The following is a 17,631-nucleotide window of genomic DNA, read 5'->3' on the forward strand; positions in this document are numbered from 1 at the left end:
AGGTCCGAGCGCGAGATGGTCATCACGCGAACCTTCGACGCCCCGTCGCGGCTCGTGTTCGAAGCGTGGACCACGCCTGAGCTGTTCAAGCAGTGGTGGGTGCCGAAGTCGAGCGGCGCGACCCTGCTTTCCTGCGAACAGGATGTCCGTGTCGGCGGCAGCTACCGCCTGGAGTTCGCTCACCCCAAGGCCACGGCGCCCATGGCATTCTTCGGCAGGTATCTCGAAGTGGTGCCGAATGCCCGCCTCGTCTGGACTAACGAGGAAAGCGACGACGGTGCCGTCACGACGGTGACCTTCGAGGAGAAGGATGGCGAGACGTTGCTGGTGATGCGCGAGCGCTATCCGTCGAAGGAAGCGCTCGACGTCGCCATCCAGGGAATGGACGAGGCGATGCCCGAGACGTTCGAACAGCTGGACGAATTCCTGATTGCGCGCGGCGCGGAACGGACCTGAACTCGTCGATCCGGCCCCTCCAAGGGCTGTCTGCTCTGACTAACGTCGCCGCATATGTGAGCACCGCCTGCGCTCCCGGCTGGACGCCGCGCGGTGTCCTGGCGCAGAGCCGGCCGCTCAGGCCCCGTCCTTCATCTCCCGCAGATGCTTGTAGACCGTGGCGCGTCCCATGCCGAGCACCTTGGCGACATAGTTCGCCGAGCTCTTGCCCTTGAACGCGCCCTGCGCGTGCAGCGCCTCGACGAGCTCCCGCCGGTGATCGCGCGTGAGCGAGTTGAGCGCGATCTGCCGCTCACGCAGCCAGCCATGCAGGAAGGTGTTGATGCGCTCCTGCCAGTCGTCCTTGAAAAGCTCGACGGGCTGCGCGATGACACCCGCGCCGCGCAGGAAGAGATCGAGCGTCGAGCGCATCTCCTCGAAGGCCGCGATGTTGAAGTTGATGCACATCACGCCTGCAGCGTTGCCCGCGTCGTCGAAGAGCGCCGTGCTCACGCAGCGCATGCGGCGCCCGTCCCAGTTGAGCTTCTCATAGGGGCCGACGAGGCGCTCGCGGGCGGTCTCCTCGATATCCTCCAGCGCTGAATCGTCGCCGAGCTCGCGCTTGGAGAGATTGTTCGACAGATACGCGATCGTCTGGTCCGAGAGATCGTGGATCACCACTTCCGCATAGGGAAAGAAGAGCGTCGTGATGCTGTCCGCGATGTGCGCGTAGCGCGCGAGCAGCGCTTCGCGCGCGGCGTCATCGGGTTTGGGCGTCTTGCGTCGTGACATGGAAGTAAGCATGAGTTCGGACCGGCGAAGGCCGATGATACCGCTAGGCGGAAGCGCGCCGCTTCACGAGATGGGCACGCAGCGCGTGCGCGACCGCAATGTCCTCCAGGCCGAGGCCGATCGAGCGGAAAAACACGGAACGCTCATGAGAGGGTGCCGAACACGCGCCGCGCACGAGTTCAGCAAGGTCGCCGCGAATCGCATCGGGGGACCAGCCGTGACGTTCCCGCGCGATCACCATTTCGCCCGCGCTCGACGGTGTCGTCTGCCGATAGTCGCAGTAGACATCGAGCAAGTTCAGCGCGGCCGGGTCGATTTCGTGCGCGCGCGCAACGTTCGTGCTGATCGAAGTGACGAGCGCGGGTTTCGTGAGCGCATCGAGCGCAAGCACCGGCGTGCCCGAGGACGTGCACAGCATCACGACATCCGCGTCGCGCACGCACTCGGCAACCGAGGCCGCGACGCGCACGCGCGCATCGAGCGCCTGCACTGCGCCCGCGCGCTCGCGCTCGCTTGCGAGGCGCGGCGAATGGATGCGGATCTCCGACCATTCACGCAGCGGCGCCACATGCCGCAGATGCGCGAGCGCGACGCTCCCTGAACCGATGATCGCAAGACGCTCGCTCGATGCGCGGGCGAGCCGGTCGACCGCGAGCGCCGTCGTGCCCGCGGTGCGCTCAGTGGTAAGGAGCGCGGAATCGCACCACATCAGCGGCGCGCCGGTGCGCATCGACATGAGCACGGTCCAGGCGGTGACGATCGGCGCGCCAGGCTGCGCGACATACGGCGAGAGCTTCGCGCCGAACACTTCGTGCTTCGCGAGCACGCCGAGGTAAGTGATGAAATCGCCCGCGCCGCGCGGAAAAAGAGTGAGCGTCTGCGGCGGCTGCACGGCTTCGCCGTCGTGGAGCGCAGCGAACATGTCTTCGAGCGCGCCGCGGATATCGAGCGAAGGCAGCGCCTGCCGCACTTCTTCTTCGTGAACGATGAAAGGCGTCTGGGCAGCATGGGCGCTATCCCGCGTTACTTCGGATAAGGAGATCATTCGAAAAGCCTCCGGCTCGTGGCCGTTGCAGCGTGGACAATTTTGTCTATTCTAGACTTTTATTTTATTTTTAGTCTATATTTCCGAGTGAGCGCGTGGCGCGATACCCGCGCGCCTGGCGCAGGACGGACGATACGGGTTCACAAACGACCTTGGTGACGACAATGAACTGGAAGATGATTTGCTTTGCGGGCGCGGCGAGCCTCGCGTTCGCATTCGGCTTGGCGCATGCCGAGTCGCAGACCTTGCGATTCGGCGTCGAGGCGTCATATCCGCCGTTCGAGAGCAAGACGCCGACGGGCCAGCTCGAGGGCTTCGACATCGACATCGGCAACGCCGTGTGCCAGCGCATCAAGATGAAGTGCGTGTGGGTGGAGAACAGCTTCGACGGGCTGATCCCCGCGCTGCAGGCGCGCAAGTTCGACGCGATCAATTCGGCGATGAACATCACCGGCAAGCGCAGGCAGGTGATCGACTTCACGCCTCCCGTCTATGTGATGCCGATCCAGATGGTCGCCAAGCGCGGCTCGAACCTGCAGCCCACGCCCGCGAGCCTGAAGGGCAAGTCGGTGGGCGTGCTGCAGGGCTCGACGCAGGAGGATTACGTGCGCAAGCACTGGGCAAGCGAGGGCGTGCAGGTCGTGACGTATCAAAGCCAGGACCAGATCTTCGCGGACCTGTCGGCCGGGCGGCTCGACGGCGCCGTGCAGGAAGTGCAGACCGCGATCGACGGCTTCCTCGCGAAGCCCGAGGGCAAGGACTTCGATTTCGCGGGCGGCGCGCTCACCGACCCTTCCACGCTCGGCGAGGGCACCGGCATCGGCTTGCGCAAGGACGATGCGGCGTTGAAGGCGAAGGTGGTCGCCGCGCTCGACTCATTGAAAAAGGACGGCACACTGAGCCAACTGTCGCAGAAGTACTTCAAACGCGACATCATTGCGAAATAGGCACTTCATCAGGCATCGGAACATGACTCAGGACGTGATCGTGCTCGGCGCGGGCATCGTTGGAGTGAGCGTCGCGCTGCATCTGCGGCAGCGCGGATGGCAGGTGACGCTCGTCGACCGCCGCGCGCCCGGCGAGGCGACGAGCTTCGGCAATGCGGGACTGATCGAGGCGTCCTCGGTCGTGCCTTATGCGTTTCCGCGCGACTGGGGCACCGTGCTGAAGTTCGCGATGAACCGCTCGACCGCGCTGCGCTACGACCTGCGTTCGCTGCCCGCGTACGCGCCGTGGCTCGCGCGGTTCTGGTGGGAGTCGGCGCCCAAGCGCCTCGCCGCTGCCGCGCACGACATGCTGCCGCTCATTCGGAGAAGCGTGGCCGAGCACGAGGCGCTGATCTCGCGGGCGGGTCTCGCCGATCTCGTGCGGCCCACGGGCTGGCTCGAAGCCTATCGCTCGCGCGAGCAGTTCGAGCGGGAGGCGAGCGCCGCCGAGCGAATCGCGAGCGAGCACGGGCTCGGCATGAAGGTGCTCGATGCGAGCACGCTGCATCGGCTGGAGGCATCGCTCGATGGTGGATATGCGGGGGCGATCCACTGGACGGACCCGCGCAGCGTGATCGATCCGGGCGCGCTGACGAAGGGCTATGCGGCGCTTTTCGAGCGCGAGGGCGGACGCTTGTTGATCGGCGACGCCGCGACGCTCGAACCGTCGGGAAGCGGCTGGCGCGTGATGACGGCAAGCGGCCCGATCGAGGCGCAGACTGCGGTGGTGGCGCTCGGCGTATGGTCCGGCGATCTGGCGCGCAGGTTCGGCTATCGCGTTCCGCTCATGGCCAAGCGCGGGTATCACATGCATTACGAAAGCGATGGACGTGCTGCGTTATCGAGGCCTGTAGTCGATATCGAGAACGGCTATGTGGTGGCGCCGATGCGGCGCGGCCTGCGTCTGACCACCGGCGTCGAGCTCGCCTGCCGAAGCCGGCCGCCGAGCCCGGTGCAGCTCGAACGCGCGGAGCGGATCGCGCGACCCGTGTTCGGCCTCGGGGCGCGGATCGACGAGTCGCCGTGGCTCGGGCTGCGGCCCTGCACGCCGGACATGCGGCCCGTGATCGGGCCGGCGGATCGCCACCCTGGGCTCTGGTTCGCGTTCGGGCACGCGCATCACGGGCTCACGCTCGGCCCGGTGACGGGGAGGCTCGTCGGCGAGCTGATGAACGGGGAAGCGGGCTTCACCGATCCGATGCCTTACCGGGTGGGAAGGTTCTAGCAATCCTGTCCGCTCGGGAGGTATCGACACATGGGCAGGCCCGCATGCTGACGGACGCCACCCTTGGCTCTACCCGGGTCCGCTGGAAATCAAACGCTCGCCGGCATCCTGTAACATCCCGACAGGGCAATCGGGACGGACGTGGTCCTCCTTGTCCCATTCGATCGAAGCGGCCGGCGTGCCCCGCTCGAGTGACTGTTCGCGGGCCTTTCGACGCGCCCGTGAGCGACATTTGCGCCCCGCCTCTCCGCCGATCATCCATATGCCGCCCCCCATCGCATCCATGTCGTCGAAGCAGACCCACTCGTGGCTGGAAGTTCTCGCCGTCTTCTTGAAGCTGGGTCTCACGTCCTTCGGCGGACCAATCGCTCATATCGGGTACTTCCGGCGCGAGTTCGTCGACAGACGCCGGTGGCTGACCGACGAGGGTTTTACAGATCTGGTCGGCCTGTGTCAGCTGCTGCCGGGACCCGCGAGCAGCCAAGTCGGGTTTTCCGTGGGCCTGCTTCGAGCTGGTTGGCGAGGCGCTGCGGCAGCGTGGTGTGGATTCACCTTTCCATCCGTGCTGCTTTTGATCGCGTTCGCCGCGATTGCGCCACATCTGAGCGGGCCAGTTGGCGAAGGTGTGCTTCATGGCCTCAAGCTTGTCGCGGTCGCGGTGGTCGCGCAAGCGGTCTGGGACATGGCTCGGCGGCTCTGCCCTGATCATCGACGAGCCGGGATCGCACTGCTCTCTCTGGGATTGCTCAGTGTCCTGAACACGGTCTATGCGCAACTCCTCGTCATCGCCAGCGGCGCCGCCCTCGGTATGGTCGTCTGCGGAGGCGCCAACTCGTCCGTGCCGTCTCGCCCAGCTTACGAGTTTCGTGTTTCACGCACCGCCGGCATGATTGCATTGATTCTCTTTCTGCTATTGCTGCTCGGCGTACCGGCGTTGATGGATCTGTCCGCCAACAGGATCCTCTCCGTATTCGATGGCTTCTACCGCTCCGGCGCACTCGTGTTCGGCGGCGGTCATGTCGTCTTGCCGCTTCTGCAACAGCGGACGGTAGACTCAGGATGGGTGTCGCCGGGCGTTTTCCTCGTCGGATATGGCGCCGCGCAGGCCGTACCGGGTCCGCTGTTCACCTTCGCCGCATTTCTCGGCTGGTCGATGAACGAGGCTCCCAATCACTGGGCGGGCGCCACGCTCGCGACGCTTGGAATCTTTCTGCCTGGAATGCTTCTCGTCGTCGCGGCCCTGCCCTTTTGGCAGGCCTTGCGCGCACGCCCCCGCATGGCTGCTGCGTTATCAGGCGTGAATGCCGCAGTCGTCGGCTTACTGGCGAGCGCGTTGTACTCGCCGGTATGGACAAGCGCCGTGCACTCGGCACCCGATTTCGCCATCGCGACCGTTGCCTTTCTTTTTCTTGTTCGCTGGCGCATCCCGCCGTTGGCCATCGTCGCGCTTTGCTCGCTCCTCGGCATTGCCGAAGCACTCTGGATCTGACCACCGCCCGGCTGACCACTCATCCGGGTCGAACACGCTATCCATGCTTCAGGTCATGCCGATTTCGTCGACGATGAGGCTGTCCATGCCGCTGACAAGCACGCGCGACGCGTCGGCATCGGGTGAAGGATAGTCGTCGCGGCGATGCAATCCGCGCGTCTCGCGCCATGCGAGCGCGCTCACGGGCTCGTTGGCACTCTCGCAACCGGAACGAAGCCGTCTTCTTCGTCGACATGAATCGGGCTGCCGTCGCGCCGCGAATAGCTCGCCCAGATGAACGGCAAGCCCTTGGTGACCGACGAGAATGTCTCGTCCTCGGCAAGACACACCGAGGTGACCCGGCATATTCCGCAAGCTCTCGTCTCAGCGCCACTGCCCGTTGTAGCCTCGTCGTCACGGCGTTAGAAAGCCGTGTCGGAAAAGGCAGACTTGGTTTGGTAAGCCCAAGTCCTTTCGGTAACGAAAGCTCTGGTCTTTGGCCTCGCGCACGAGATCCCCACGACGAACATCTGACGCTGTCCAGGCGTCGAAACGTTCGTCCGTGTGGTTCTCAACCTGGGGGAACGCTCCGGTCGGACATCGACAAAGGAGTCGTTCATGCATAAGCATCATCCGGGAATTTACGACGTCGTAATTGCCGGAGCCGGCCCTGTCGGCCTCTTTCTCGCCTGCGAGCTTCGGCTGTTGGACCTGTCGGTCCTGCTGCTGGAGCGAGCCGAAATCCCACACTCGCCCTTGAAGCGCCTTCCGTTCGGAATGCGCGGCCTCTCGGTCCCCACCCTCGAAGCCCTCTACCGTCATGGGTTGCTGGACGAGGTAATCGCGGTGCAGCGTGCGAATGATGCGGCAAGCGCGACTGCGGAGAGCGCGCATTGGATGCAACGGCCGCGACCAGCAGCAACTCGATGAACTTCATGTTCGTCTTCCCGCCGCTCAACCCACCGGCGACGAGTTTCCATGGCACCCCGTGCGAGGCAACGACGAAGACACTCGGCGGCTCCGCGACGAGACAAGATTGACAGCATCTTCATCCCGGCCGAGCCTCGCTCGGCCGCTTGCCCAGCTGTCAGGTCGCAACGACTTACCGGCTGCCCGAAGCTCACATTTGCAGCCGACCGGTGACTCAGGGTGTTGACGGGGCGTGAAAAACATCCTATAACCATCCATGTGGATGGTATCGGGAGGTTAGAATTAACTATGGCAAAAGAAATAGTGGAGCGGTCTCGAGGCAGCGAAACCGAAAAAATAACGATCAACCTTGGCCCCGTGGACCTGGGCCAGATCGATCTGCTCGTGGAAGAAGGCTTCTACTCGAACCGCACGGACCTGATTCGGACAGCAATCCGCAATCAGCTGTCGATTCATGCGCCGGTCGTCAAGGACACCGTGACGCGGCGTGAACTGGTTCTGGGTCTCCAGTACTTTTCGAAACAAGACCTCGAAGCGACGCGCGCGGCCAATCAGCGACTCAAGATCCAGGTGCTGGGGTTAGCCAGCATAGCCGCTGACGTATCGCCCGAACTCGCGCTGGCGACGATTGAATCGATTCTGGTCCGCGGCGCGCTCCACGCATCACCGGCAATCAAGGCTGCGCTGGCGGATCGAATCCGCTAGCGTCCTGGCCCCTGGCTCGATAACGGAAAAAACATGAAACTGAACGAAGGCTTTTTGGACTCGATGAAAGAGGCGTTCGCACTCTTTCGCAACAGCGATCCCGCCGCGGCGGCGGAGATTGTGAAGCGCGCCATGCGCGGCGAGCAGACAGACGCGGCACCCACACGGCACGACGACGACATCGACAGGACGCGAACGCGCTTCGCCGATGTTTTTCAACCTCGGCGTGACTCGCAGCCCAGGCAAACGGTCGCTGACGCGCAGGATTGCGGACACTTCAGCACCCGACGTTATGCGAACAGCGCGGGTCAGCGCAGCTACAAGCTCTACGTGCCGAGCAGCTATCGCGATGATCCGCTGCCGCTCATTGTGATGCTGCATGGCTGCACTCAGGACGCCGACGATTTCGCAGCGGGCACGCGAATGAATGCGCTCGCTGAAGCCCACGACTTCATGGTCGTGTATCCGATTCAGCCGCAAGGTGCGAATACGTCGAAGTGCTGGAACTGGTTCAAGCCGGGCGATCAGCAACGTGATCAGGGCGAACCGTCGCTGATCGCGGGCATCACTCGCGAGGTCATGGCGCAACACAACGTGGACCCGAAGCGTGTGTATGTAGCGGGCCTGTCCGCCGGGGGCGCGATGGCGGCAATCATGGCGCAAAGGTATCCCGAGCTATATGCGGCGGCAGGCGTCCACTCCGGCCTGCCCGTCGGATGCGCACACGACCTGCCGTCCGCGCTCGCGGCGATGCGCGGGGGCAAGACCAAGGCGAGAGCCGGCAAGGTCCGCCCTGCGAACGTGTCAGACACGTCGACACCTCGATTCCCGCTGATCGTCTTTCACGGCGATGCCGACGGGACGGTGCATCATGTCAACGCGACCGAACTGGTGCGCGGATTCACGGTGAATGGTGCCGCGCCCGGCCATCCATCGTCGATCGATACGGGAGCACGCAAGCATACGATCCGGCGGATGACGTCCCCCGAAGGCATACCCGCGGAATTGTGGACCATTCACGGCGCGTCACATGCTTGGTCAGGCGGTTCTTCAAACGGCAGTTTCACCGATCCCGCCGGACCCGATGCCAGCGCGGAGATGGTGCGCTTTTTCCTCGAGCATCCTCTCGGTCACTGATTGCGCTTCTTTTACGTCGGTTCGACTCGTCGAGCCGGATCGGGGACGATTCGGAGATCAAATCACCGGCCGCAAGGCGAGTTCACAGACGTTCGCTATTTCTCGCTCGTTGTCGTCAGCACTTTCATCACTTCCGCTGCCGTGTGTTCCGAGTGTTCGCGCAGTAGTCTGACGAGGCATGCGCCATCGCGCCTGGACAGCGCGTCCAATATTTCATCGTGCTCGCCAAGAGACTCGGCCCAGCGCAGCACATCTGCGTTGGCCGCCCCCCTCGCACGATGGATCTTGCTCATCAGCGAAGCGTACAGGTCGGATAGCACCGGATTGCCGGCGACATCGACGATTCGCTGATGCACTTTCTGGTTGGCGCGGTAGTAGGCCGTGCGCTTGCCCTCGCGATGAAAGGTCTGCATGGCGCGATGGTGCTCCAGCAATACCTTCATCTGCTTGTCGTCGATACGCTGCACGGCAAGCCGCCCGGCGGTTTCCTCCAGTCCATGCAGCACTTCGAAGATGGCAGCGATCTCGTCCTTGTCGATCGGTGCAACCTGAAAGCCCATGTGCTGCCGGTGGGTCACGTGCCCCTCGGTCACCAGCGTTTTGAGCGCCTCGCGCAAAGGCGTTCTGGAGATGTCGAACTGCTCGCACAGCGCTTTCTCGTCGATATGTCCGCCGGGCGGCAACTCACCTTCGAGAATCATCTCGCGCAATCGCTCCGCGATCGCCGCATACATACCCGTGCCGCGCAGGCTGATCCGCTTGCGTGTATCAGCCGGTAGTGACTTCATGTCCATGTCGCCTGTTTCCGTTTGCATCTTCCGTCTTTGCTTAATTGTCGTACAGGCTCGTCAGACTATCTACAAAAATAAATATCCAATAAAATCATAAATCTATACTACTTGTAATTCATAATTAGACATCATATACTGCCCTCGCACCATACGAAGCACGCCGGGAGCCGTCCCGGCCACAGACCCGAAACCCGAAGGCCGTGATGCGGCGAACGGAGGAGACATACATGAAAATCGCAGGTGCGGCCGTACAGGCCGAGGGCAGGACCGGCGTACGCTGGCGAGTCTTTTTGATCATGCTGATGCTCATTTCGATCAACTATGTGGACCGGGCGTCGTTGTCCGTCGCCATGCCGCTGATCGCGAAGGAGTTTCACATTGCCCCCGCCGTGCAGGGACTGATTCTCAGCTCGTTCTTCTGGACCTACGCGTTCATGCAGATCCCGGGGGGCATGCTGGCTGACCGATTCAAGCCGCGCATCGTGATCGCGTGCGCCACGTTGTTCTGGGGCTTCTTCCAGGGCATTGCCGCTGTCTGCACGACGGCCACCGCGCTGATTCTCACCCGTCTGGGCCTCGGCGCTGCCGAAGCACCGATCTATCCGGCGGGCGGCAAACTCAACGCAATGTGGATGACGCGACACGAACGTGGCCGCGGCGCGACGCTGCTCGACGGCGGCGCCCCGCTGGGCGCGGCGCTCGGTGCGGTGATCATCTCCGGCCTGATCAGCGAGTTCGGATCGTGGCGCACCTCCTTCGTGGTCGCGGGCGTCGGCACCATGCTCGCGGGCCTGTTCGCCTGGTACTACACGCAACAATCCGCGTGAGCATCCGGCCGTGAATCAGGCCGAAGCGGACTACCTCGAAGCGGCGCTGCAGGAAGAACATCGCAGCGAGCCGGTTGACGCCAGCGGCCGTAGCCTGGATTTTTTCCGGTACCGCTCGGTTTGGGGCATGTTCTTTGGATGGATGTGCTTCAACTCGCTGTTTTACGGCTTGCTCACCTGGATGCCGAACTATCTGAACAAGGTCCACGGCTTCAATATCCAGCAGATGGGCGGAGCCAGTTTCGCGATCTTCTTCAGCGGCTTTGTGGGCGAACTCGCCGGCGGGTGGATCGCCGACAAGTGGAAGGCGGCGGGCGGTTCGCCCAATCGCGTGATGCGCACCCTGTTCGGCATCGCCGCCGTGGCCGCCACCGCGTCGATCTTCTCGGTCGCCTATGTCGGAAATCCGGTGACGGTGGTGGTGTTGCTCGCCTCCACGTTGTTCTTCCTGCGCTGGTGCGGTCTGTACTGGTGTCTGCCTTCCATCCTCGGTACTCGCAACAAGATCGGCTTTCTCGGCGGTCTGATGAACCTGGGCGGCAATATCGGCGGGGTTCTCGTTCCGATCATCGTCGGCCTGATCGTGCAGGCGACCGGCTCCTATTTTCTGGCCCTGATGTTTTTCGCCGCCGCAGGCGTCGGACTCCTCGTCTGTTCGACGCTCATCGACTACGAACGCAAACTGCCCGTCTGAGCAGGTTTTCTTCACCTTTTAACAACTGATTGCTGACTTCATCATGAGCAAACGCGCCCTGCTCGGCATGCTTACCCCGTCGTCCAACACAGCGCTCGAACCGATCACGAGCGCGATGGTGGCCCGGTTGCCAGGTGTCAGCGCCCATTTCTCGCGCTTCACGGTCACCGAAATCTCGCTGTCCGAGCGGGCGCTCGGACAGTTCGATACAACCAACATCATCCGGGCCGCCAGGCTGCTGGCGGACGCCAAGGTCGATGTGATCGCGTGGAACGGCACGTCATCCGGCTGGCTCGGCTTTGAAACCGACCGCCGCCTGTGTCGCGAAATTGAGGACGCGACCGGCATCCCCGCAACGACTTCGGTGCTCGCGCTGAACGAGATTCTGGATAAGACCGGGGTCAAGAAATTCGGTCTGGTCAGTCCGTACCTCACGGAGGTACAGCAGAAGATTGTGGCCAATTACCGCGACAACGGCATCGACTGCTCTTCCGAAAGCCATCTGGGCCTGAAGGTGAATTTTCAGTTTTCCGAGGTAACCGAAGCGACGCTGCGCGAACAGATCCGCGATGTCGCGACGCACCGCCCGGAGGCGATCGTCACGTTCTGCACGAACCTGCACGCCGCACATCTGGCCTCAGAAGTGGAGCAGCACCACGGCATCCCGCTCTACGACACGATCTCCACCGTGGTGTGGAAGTCGCTAAAGCTCGCCGGCTACGATACGACCCGGCTCGCGGGCTGGGGCCGCCTGTTTTCCGAAGTTGCGTGAGAGACTTGCCATGACAATCGCATATGACCTCGTGATCCGTCACGCCGATGTAGTAACCGCGTCCGAGCGCTTCAACTGCGATATCGGCGTGAAGGACGGCATCGTCGTCGCGCTGGGCCGCGATCTGGGCGCGGGCACGCGCGAGATCGATGCCGCCGGCCTGCTGGCGTTGCCCGGCGGTATCGACGCGCACTGCCATCTCGATCAACCCATGCCTGACGGGCTGAAGATGGCGGACGACTTCTACAGCGGTACGCGTGCAGCCGTGTGCGGCGGCACCACGACCGTGATCCCTTTCGCGGCACAGGCGAAGGGCCAGTCGCTCCGGGCGGCCGTCGACGACTATCATCGCCGGGCCGAAGGCCGCGCGGTCACCGATTACGCGTTCCACCTGATCGTCTCCGATCCGACGCCCGAGGTGCTGGAGCGCGAACTGCCGCAACTGATCGAGGCAGGCTACACGTCGTTCAAGATCTACATGACCTACGACGACCTCAAGCTCAGCGACCGCGAGATCCTCGAGGTAATGGATGTGGCACGCCGCAACCAGGCGCTGGTCATGGTGCATGCCGAGAATTCGGACTGTATCGCCTGGCTGACTGAGAGGCTCACCGAAGCCGGCAAGCACGCGCCGGAGTATCACGCGCTATCGCGCCCCGCGGTGGTCGAGCGAGAGGCGACGCACCGTGCGATTGCCTTCTCCGAACTCGTCGACGTGCCGGTCCTGATCGTCCATGTGTCGGGCCAGGATGCGATCGAGCAGATCGAATGGGCGCAGCAACGCGGCCTCAACATCTACGCCGAGACTTGCCCGCAATACCTTTACCTGACTGCCGAAGACCTGGGCCATGAGGACGGCTATCACGGCGCCAAGTGCGTCTGCAGTCCGCCGCCACGCGACACGTCCAGCCAGAAGGCCGTGTGGAGCGCGCTGAAGCGTGGCGTATTCAGCGTATTCTCGTCCGACCACGCGCCGTTCTCATACGACGATCCGCAGGGCAAAAAGCCCGGCGGCAAAGAGGTGTCGTTCGAGCATATCCCGAACGGCATCCCGGGCATCGAAACCCGCCTCGCGCTGCTGTTCGACGGTGTGAGCCGCGGCAAGCTGTCACTGCACAAGTTTGTCGAGCTGACATCCTTGAATCCCGCGAAGCTGTACGGCCTTTATCCGCGCAAAGGCACGATCGCGGTGGGCGCCGACGCCGACATCGTACTCTGGGATCCCCTCAGGCACGTCACCATCGCCAATGACGCGCTACACCACAACGTCGACTACACACCGTACGAGGGCCGAACCATCCAGGGCTGGCCGCAGCACTGTCTGTCACGCGGCGAACTGCTCGTCGAGAGCGGCCGCTATCTCGAGCCGGACGCGGGCCGGGGCCGCTTTCTCGCCGCGGGCAAACCGCAGTACATCGACCTCTGATATCGGAGAGCAGTATGAAGATCCTGGTAATCAACCCCAACATCTCTGAAAGTGTCTCGACGCTGATTGAGGCGGAGGCGCGGCGCAGTGCCTCGCCCGGCACCGAGATCGAGGTCGCGACCGCGCCGTTCGGCGTTGCGTACATCGAGACACGTTTCGAAGCGCTGGTCGGCGCGTACGCGACGGCGAGCGTGGCAGCCGAACGCCATGGCTCCTACGATGGTGTCGTGGTGGCGGCCTTCGGCGACCCAGGCCTGCAGGGCATCAAGGAACTGATCGACGTGCCGGCAGTCGGGTTGACCGAGTCCTCGCTGATGACTGCGGCGACGCTCGGGCAGCGCTTTTCGATCATCGCGATCTCACCGCGAATCAAGGCGTGGTACCGCGAGACCGTCGAGCGCAGTCATCTGGCGAGCCGGCTCGCCAGCATCCGCGCGCTCGAGGAGCCGTTGCTCGATATCGGCAGCGTGCAGCAGGATTACGCAGGAAGACTGAAGGCCCTGTGTAACCAGGTGGTCGATGACGATGGCGCCGACGTCATCATCATCGCCGGCGCGCCGCTCGCGGGGCTCGCACGTGAGATTCGCAACGAATTGCCGGTTCCGGTCGTTGACGGCGTGTCGAGCGCCATTGCCCAGCTTGAGGGTCTTCTCCGGCTAAGTCCGAAAAAGCGACGCGCGGCAGTTTCACACGGCCGCCAGTCAAGCTGAACCGGGGCTTGCCCGCACCGCTTGAACGGCTGTTGAGCAGCCAGCAGACGGGTTAAGGCGGGTCTGTAAAAGTTTCTGGATTGGATGTCGCTCTGAACGATCCTCGAAAGATCCGAACGAACGACGGCGCATCCGCGACGCAACTGGAACCTGGATCGAACCCGTCAACGAAGCGCACGCGCAAGCGGGATTCCTGGCGAGATAAGGCGCGTGATGCCATGGTCGAGACTGATCGAGCTGATCGACCCGCACGCTTCAGGGCATCCCTCTGCAATGACCCGCGTGCCGCATCGACGACTATCGAAGACCCGATTGCCGACGATCCGCACACTGCCGGCACGCGGATTCAATCACGGTGCGGTTCGGGGAAGGAGCCTCACCCCTCCGCCAACGTGAAGCAGATGTCCTGAGCTCCCGACCACAGGACCAGCTTCCCAAACTCCGCAAGATTCTCGTGGCCTTCCAGTAGCGTAAAGAAATGATTCCCGGCAAGCTGGCCCATCTTGCTTGCGAAGATCGAACTTCCATAGACAAACAGAAACTCGGTCTCGCTGAATCCACCCGGGTATAACAGAATGTCGCCTCGCGAGGCGTGGCTCGTGTGGTTCTCGAAACCCAGCCCCGTATCGAAATCGCCGAGCGGAATCCATACCGCTTCGCCGCTCCAGCGCGAATGAATTACCTTGTTCTTGAATGGCAGCAGCTCGAGAAAGCGCTGACAGGTCAGCGGCGCTTTCTCTTCTTCCAGTCGTCCGACAAAGTGAAACGGTCCCGCTTGTACGTTGATTTTTTTCATGTCCCCTCCAGAGGTTGTCATCTGTCCGCTAGCCTTGCGCACGAATGAAAAGCGTAAGGTAGTCAAACCGCGCCTGTCCGAGACTAGCAGGAATCGAGCGACCTGGTCAGGGTTCGATTCAGCCGGCCGCCAAGATTAAGCCGTGTCTCAATCGGCGTCATCGGGAGATTCACCAGGCATGAAGCTTTCGTCATCCGGAGGCCGAAGGCGTTACGACCGGCATCTCGGCCGTCGACCGCGCGCACACAATCCGCACCGCCGTGCGCGCGGTCGCCCGGCCGAACGATCTCGTGCAGCCTGCCGTTGACCGGCCTGCACGCCGCCCGCGGCACCGCATCAGTCGTCGAGCGCCTTGCCGCCCGTTTCCTCGAACATCGACACCGCGATCAGCGAGATCAGCACGCAGCCGATCATGTACCACGCAGGCGCCATCTTGCTGCCCGTCGCGCGGATCAGCCAGCCCGCGACGAGCTGCGCCGTGCCGCCGAACACCGACACCGCGATCGCATACGCGCTCGACATGTAGCCCGCGCGCAGATGCTTGGGGAAGTTCTCGGGCATCAGCGCATAGGCGGGCGCGGAGCCCATCGTGTAGCAGAGCATCAGCACGATGAGCGAGGCCAGCACGACTGGCAGCGTCGGAAAATGCGTCATCACCCAGAACGCCGGATACAGCAGCACGATCAACGCGATGCGGCCGATCACCGTCAACGGCTTGCGGCGTCGCATGCGATCGGACCACGCGCCGTAGATCGGGCACATCACGAGCGAGATGACGCTGGACGCGACGCCCGCGAGCATCGACATCTTCGACGGCAGATGCAGGTACTGGATGCAGTACGTCGGCATGTAGTACATCATCACGTACGTCGACACCGACATGCCCATGATCGCGAAGATCGTCAGGAACCAGTTGCGCACGTAGAGACCGCGCTTCGGATCGTCGCGGGTCGCGACCGCTTTCGCGGCGGGCGCTTCCTCGCGGATGTGCCGGCGCAGATAAATGCCGACCGGCGCGATGAGCGTGCCCAGCAGGAACGGGATGCGCCAGCCCCAGCTGTGCATGGTCTCATCCGACAGCAGGAACCCGAGGCTCGCCGCGATACTTGAGCCGAGCAGCGCCGCGGCGCCCTGGCTCGCCAGTTGCCAGCTCGCGCGAAAGCCACGGCTTTTGGCGCCGCCCATTTCCAGCAAGGTCGCGGTCGCCGCGCCGAATTCACCGCCCTGCGCGAAGCCCTGCACGAGCCGCGCCACGACGATCAGCACCGGCGCCGCCAGCCCGATCTGCGCATAGGTCGGCGCGAGGCCGATGGCCACCGAGCCGACCGCCATCAGCAAAATGGTGAGCGTGAGCGCGGGCTTGCGGCCGGCGCGGTCGGCGTAGCGGCCGAGCACGAAGCCGCCGAGCGGGCGCATCACGAAGCCGACCGCGAACACCGCGAACGCGAGCAGCGACGACGTGATCGGATCGTCCGACGGAAAGAACTGGCGGCCGATCGTCAGCGCGAAATAGCTGTAGACGGTGAAGTCGAAGAATTCGAGCAGATTGCCGATGACCGCCGCGAACACGATCTTGCGCTGCTGCCCGGGCGTCATCTGCGCCGCATCGGCGGCCGGGCGGGAAAGGGTTTGCGTCGTGGCGCTCATGCGCGCTCCTTCGTCAGGAAGCGTTCGACAAGACGCGTCCAGAAAGCCGCGCCGATGGTCAGGTTGTCGTCGTTGAAGTCGTAGCGGGCGTTATGCAGCATCGGGCGGCCTTCGCCATTGCCGAGGCGCACGAAGCAGCCGGGGACCTTCTGCAGGTAATACGCGAAATCCTCGCTGCCCGCGATCGGCGGAAACGGCGCGATCACGTGCTCCGGACCGACGAGCTCTTCCGCGATCTGGCGCGCGAACTCGGTTTCGGCGGCGCTGTTGACGAGCACCGGATAGCCGCGAATGAAGTCGATCTCGACGGTCGCGCCATACGCCTGTGCCTGCGACGCGATCAGCGCGCGGATGCGGTTTTCCAGCGTCTCGCGCACCGTCGGCGAAAACGAGCGCACGCTCATTTCGAGCAAGGCGTCTTCCGGAATCACATTCGCCGCGTGGCCCGAGCGGAACGAGCCGACGGTGACGACGGCCGCTTCGTTCGGATCGATGTTGCGCGACACCACGGACTGCAGCGCCATCACGATGCTGCTGCCGACCAGGACCGGATCGACGGCCAGATGAGGACGCGCCGCATGCCCGCCACGTCCGACGATGCGCACCTTGACCGTATCGCATGCGGCCATCAGCGGGCCCGCGCGAAAGCCGAACGTGCCGACTGGCACGCCCGGATGATTGTGCAGCCCGAAAATCGCCTGACACGGAAAACGCTCGAAGAGGCCATCGGCGATCATGCGCTCCGCGCCGCTGTCCGCGCCCGCTTCCTCGGCGGGCTGGAAGATCAGGTGCACGGTGCCGTCGAAGTTGCGCGTCTTCGCGAGCTGCTGCGCCGCGCCGAGCAGTACGGTCGTGTGGCCGTCGTGGCCGCACGCGTGCATCTTGCCGTCGTGAACGCTCGCGTAGCTGAGACCGGTCTGCTCCTGAATCGGCAGCGCGTCCATGTCGGCGCGCACGCCGACCGAGCGCGTGCTCGTCCCCGCCTTGAGCGACGCGACGAGCCCGTGACCGCCGATATTGCGCGTCACGTCGTAACCCCATGCCTCGAGCTTTTCGGCGACGAAGCGCGACGTCGCCGCTTCCTCGTACGACAACTCAGGATGCTGGTGAATGTGGTGACGGATTTCGTCGAGCTGCGGTCTTGCGTCGGTGAGATCGGTGACTTCGCAATAACGGGTTTCGTGCGTTTCGCTCATGGCGTGGGGCTCCTCCTTTTATGGGTGCGCTGAATAACACGGAGTATTG

The 17,631-nt window shown here is 63.4% G+C and carries 15 protein-coding genes and 4 pseudogenes; 12 read left to right on the plus strand and 7 right to left on the minus strand.

Features of this window, described 5'->3' with window-relative positions; translation table 11 throughout:
• Positions 1 to 15: 15 nt before the first annotated feature.
• Positions 16 to 456, plus strand: a complete 441-nt coding sequence (locus AWB83_RS05200; RefSeq protein WP_244197590.1) for an SRPBCC family protein — start codon at positions 16 to 18, stop codon at positions 454 to 456.
• Positions 457 to 573: 117 nt separating this feature from the next.
• Here the strand turns inward: AWB83_RS05200 and AWB83_RS05205 are convergent, their stop codons facing one another.
• Positions 574 to 1,239, minus strand: a complete 666-nt coding sequence (locus tag AWB83_RS05205; protein WP_374729088.1) for a helix-turn-helix transcriptional regulator — start codon at positions 1,237 to 1,239, stop codon at positions 574 to 576.
• A gap of 31 nt (positions 1,240 to 1,270) precedes the next feature.
• Positions 1,271 to 2,272 carry an ornithine cyclodeaminase family protein gene (locus AWB83_RS05210; protein WP_087043196.1) on the minus strand — a complete coding sequence of 334 codons (1,002 nt, stop codon included), beginning with the start codon at positions 2,270 to 2,272 and terminating at the stop codon, positions 1,271 to 1,273.
• Between the two features lie 164 nt (positions 2,273 to 2,436).
• Between AWB83_RS05210 and AWB83_RS05215 the strand changes: the two genes are divergently transcribed.
• The 3 genes from AWB83_RS05215 to chrA all read left to right on the plus strand — a co-directional run bounded on the left by AWB83_RS05215 (position 2,437) and on the right by chrA (position 5,972).
• Entirely contained in the window at positions 2,437 to 3,219 is a 783-nt protein-coding gene (locus AWB83_RS05215) for an ABC transporter substrate-binding protein (RefSeq protein ID WP_087043197.1), read from the plus strand.
• Positions 3,220 to 3,241: 22 nt separating this feature from the next.
• On the plus strand, positions 3,242 to 4,483 hold the full coding sequence (locus AWB83_RS05220; RefSeq protein ID WP_087043198.1) for an NAD(P)/FAD-dependent oxidoreductase: 1,242 nt from the start codon (positions 3,242 to 3,244) through the stop codon (positions 4,481 to 4,483).
• 262 nt (positions 4,484 to 4,745) lie between these two features.
• Complete coding sequence (gene chrA / locus AWB83_RS05225; RefSeq protein WP_087043199.1) at positions 4,746 to 5,972, plus strand: chromate efflux transporter; 1,227 nt, start codon at positions 4,746 to 4,748, stop codon at positions 5,970 to 5,972.
• A gap of 48 nt (positions 5,973 to 6,020) precedes the next feature.
• Here chrA and AWB83_RS37515 read toward each other — a convergent pair whose 3' ends face one another.
• Complete coding sequence (locus AWB83_RS37515) at positions 6,021 to 6,155, minus strand: hypothetical protein (RefSeq protein ID WP_279629075.1); 135 nt, start codon at positions 6,153 to 6,155, stop codon at positions 6,021 to 6,023.
• 414 nt (positions 6,156 to 6,569) lie between these two features.
• On the opposite strand from AWB83_RS37515, the pseudogene AWB83_RS05230 reads away from it, so the two are divergent.
• From AWB83_RS05230 to AWB83_RS05240, 3 genes and pseudogenes are all read left to right on the plus strand, one after another.
• Positions 6,570 to 6,869: pseudogene (locus AWB83_RS05230) on the plus strand (FAD-dependent monooxygenase); the annotation flags it as partial.
• Between the two features lie 300 nt (positions 6,870 to 7,169).
• Positions 7,170 to 7,586, plus strand: coding sequence for a ribbon-helix-helix domain-containing protein (locus tag AWB83_RS05235; RefSeq protein WP_087043200.1), 417 nt, complete (start codon positions 7,170 to 7,172; stop codon positions 7,584 to 7,586).
• 33 nt (positions 7,587 to 7,619) lie between these two features.
• On the plus strand, positions 7,620 to 8,723 hold the full coding sequence (locus AWB83_RS05240; protein WP_087043201.1) for an extracellular catalytic domain type 1 short-chain-length polyhydroxyalkanoate depolymerase: 1,104 nt from the start codon (positions 7,620 to 7,622) through the stop codon (positions 8,721 to 8,723).
• Positions 8,724 to 8,818: 95 nt separating this feature from the next.
• On the opposite strand, the gene AWB83_RS05245 is transcribed toward AWB83_RS05240, so the two are convergent.
• A complete protein-coding gene (locus AWB83_RS05245; protein WP_087043415.1) occupies positions 8,819 to 9,517 on the minus strand; it encodes a GntR family transcriptional regulator in 699 nt (232 codons plus the stop codon).
• A 224-nt stretch (positions 9,518 to 9,741) separates the two neighbouring features.
• On the opposite strand from AWB83_RS05245, the pseudogene AWB83_RS05250 reads away from it, so the two are divergent.
• The 4 genes and pseudogenes from AWB83_RS05250 (at position 9,742) to AWB83_RS05265 (ending at position 13,999) form a co-directional block, all read left to right on the plus strand.
• Positions 9,742 to 11,035, plus strand: a pseudogene (locus AWB83_RS05250) (MFS transporter).
• A gap of 43 nt (positions 11,036 to 11,078) precedes the next feature.
• The gene (locus AWB83_RS05255) at positions 11,079 to 11,807 is read left to right on the plus strand and encodes a maleate cis-trans isomerase family protein (RefSeq protein ID WP_087043202.1); all 729 of its coding nucleotides are present in this window, start codon (positions 11,079 to 11,081) and stop codon (positions 11,805 to 11,807) included.
• A 10-nt stretch (positions 11,808 to 11,817) separates the two neighbouring features.
• On the plus strand, positions 11,818 to 13,233 hold the full coding sequence (hydA, locus tag AWB83_RS05260) for a dihydropyrimidinase (RefSeq protein WP_087043203.1): 1,416 nt from the start codon (positions 11,818 to 11,820) through the stop codon (positions 13,231 to 13,233).
• Positions 13,234 to 13,247: 14 nt separating this feature from the next.
• Positions 13,248 to 13,999, plus strand: a pseudogene (locus AWB83_RS05265) (aspartate/glutamate racemase family protein).
• 320 nt (positions 14,000 to 14,319) lie between these two features.
• Here the strand turns inward: AWB83_RS05265 and AWB83_RS05270 are convergent.
• Positions 14,320 to 14,739 (minus strand): DUF3830 family protein, encoded by a 420-nt coding sequence (locus AWB83_RS05270; RefSeq protein ID WP_087043416.1) that lies wholly within the window; start codon positions 14,737 to 14,739, stop codon positions 14,320 to 14,322.
• Between the two features lie 200 nt (positions 14,740 to 14,939).
• Between AWB83_RS05270 and AWB83_RS35985 the strand changes: the two are divergent.
• Positions 14,940 to 15,059, plus strand: a pseudogene (locus AWB83_RS35985) (3,4-dihydroxy-2-butanone-4-phosphate synthase); the annotation flags it as partial.
• A gap of 16 nt (positions 15,060 to 15,075) precedes the next feature.
• On the opposite strand, the gene AWB83_RS05275 reads toward AWB83_RS35985, so the two are convergent.
• Both AWB83_RS05275 and AWB83_RS05280 read right to left on the minus strand, forming a co-directional pair.
• Positions 15,076 to 16,386, minus strand: coding sequence for an MFS transporter (locus AWB83_RS05275; protein ID WP_208636708.1), 1,311 nt, complete (start codon positions 16,384 to 16,386; stop codon positions 15,076 to 15,078).
• Positions 16,383 to 17,582, minus strand: coding sequence for a M20 aminoacylase family protein (locus AWB83_RS05280; protein ID WP_087043204.1), 1,200 nt, complete (start codon positions 17,580 to 17,582; stop codon positions 16,383 to 16,385). The genes AWB83_RS05275 and AWB83_RS05280 overlap by 4 nt, the downstream gene beginning before the upstream one ends.
• Between the last annotated feature and the right edge of the window lie 49 nt (positions 17,583 to 17,631).

The organism is Caballeronia ptereochthonis (assembly GCF_001545075.1).
Classification (GTDB): domain Bacteria; phylum Pseudomonadota; class Gammaproteobacteria; order Burkholderiales; family Burkholderiaceae; genus Caballeronia; species Caballeronia ptereochthonis.

Bases quoted from the DNA above. Each gene is read 5' to 3' on its own strand.
- AWB83_RS05200 (WP_244197590.1), top strand. From the start codon at position 16: ATGGTCATCACGCGAACCTTCGACGCCCCGTCGCGGCTCGTGTTCGAA.
- AWB83_RS05205 (WP_374729088.1), bottom strand. From the start codon at position 1,239: ATGCTTACTTCCATGTCACGACGCAAGACGCCCAAACCCGATGACGCC.
- AWB83_RS05210 (WP_087043196.1), bottom strand. From the start codon at position 2,272: ATGATCTCCTTATCCGAAGTAACGCGGGATAGCGCCCATGCTGCCCAG.
- AWB83_RS05215 (WP_087043197.1), top strand. From the start codon at position 2,437: ATGAACTGGAAGATGATTTGCTTTGCGGGCGCGGCGAGCCTCGCGTTC.
- AWB83_RS05220 (WP_087043198.1), top strand. From the start codon at position 3,242: ATGACTCAGGACGTGATCGTGCTCGGCGCGGGCATCGTTGGAGTGAGC.
- chrA (WP_087043199.1), top strand. From the start codon at position 4,746: ATGCCGCCCCCCATCGCATCCATGTCGTCGAAGCAGACCCACTCGTGG.
- AWB83_RS05235 (WP_087043200.1), top strand. From the start codon at position 7,170: ATGGCAAAAGAAATAGTGGAGCGGTCTCGAGGCAGCGAAACCGAAAAA.
- AWB83_RS05240 (WP_087043201.1), top strand. From the start codon at position 7,620: ATGAAACTGAACGAAGGCTTTTTGGACTCGATGAAAGAGGCGTTCGCA.
- AWB83_RS05245 (WP_087043415.1), bottom strand. From the start codon at position 9,517: ATGGACATGAAGTCACTACCGGCTGATACACGCAAGCGGATCAGCCTG.
- AWB83_RS05255 (WP_087043202.1), top strand. From the start codon at position 11,079: ATGAGCAAACGCGCCCTGCTCGGCATGCTTACCCCGTCGTCCAACACA.
- hydA (WP_087043203.1), top strand. From the start codon at position 11,818: ATGACAATCGCATATGACCTCGTGATCCGTCACGCCGATGTAGTAACC.
- AWB83_RS05270 (WP_087043416.1), bottom strand. From the start codon at position 14,739: ATGAAAAAAATCAACGTACAAGCGGGACCGTTTCACTTTGTCGGACGA.
- AWB83_RS05275 (WP_208636708.1), bottom strand. From the start codon at position 16,386: ATGAGCGCCACGACGCAAACCCTTTCCCGCCCGGCCGCCGATGCGGCG.
- AWB83_RS05280 (WP_087043204.1), bottom strand. From the start codon at position 17,582: ATGAGCGAAACGCACGAAACCCGTTATTGCGAAGTCACCGATCTCACC.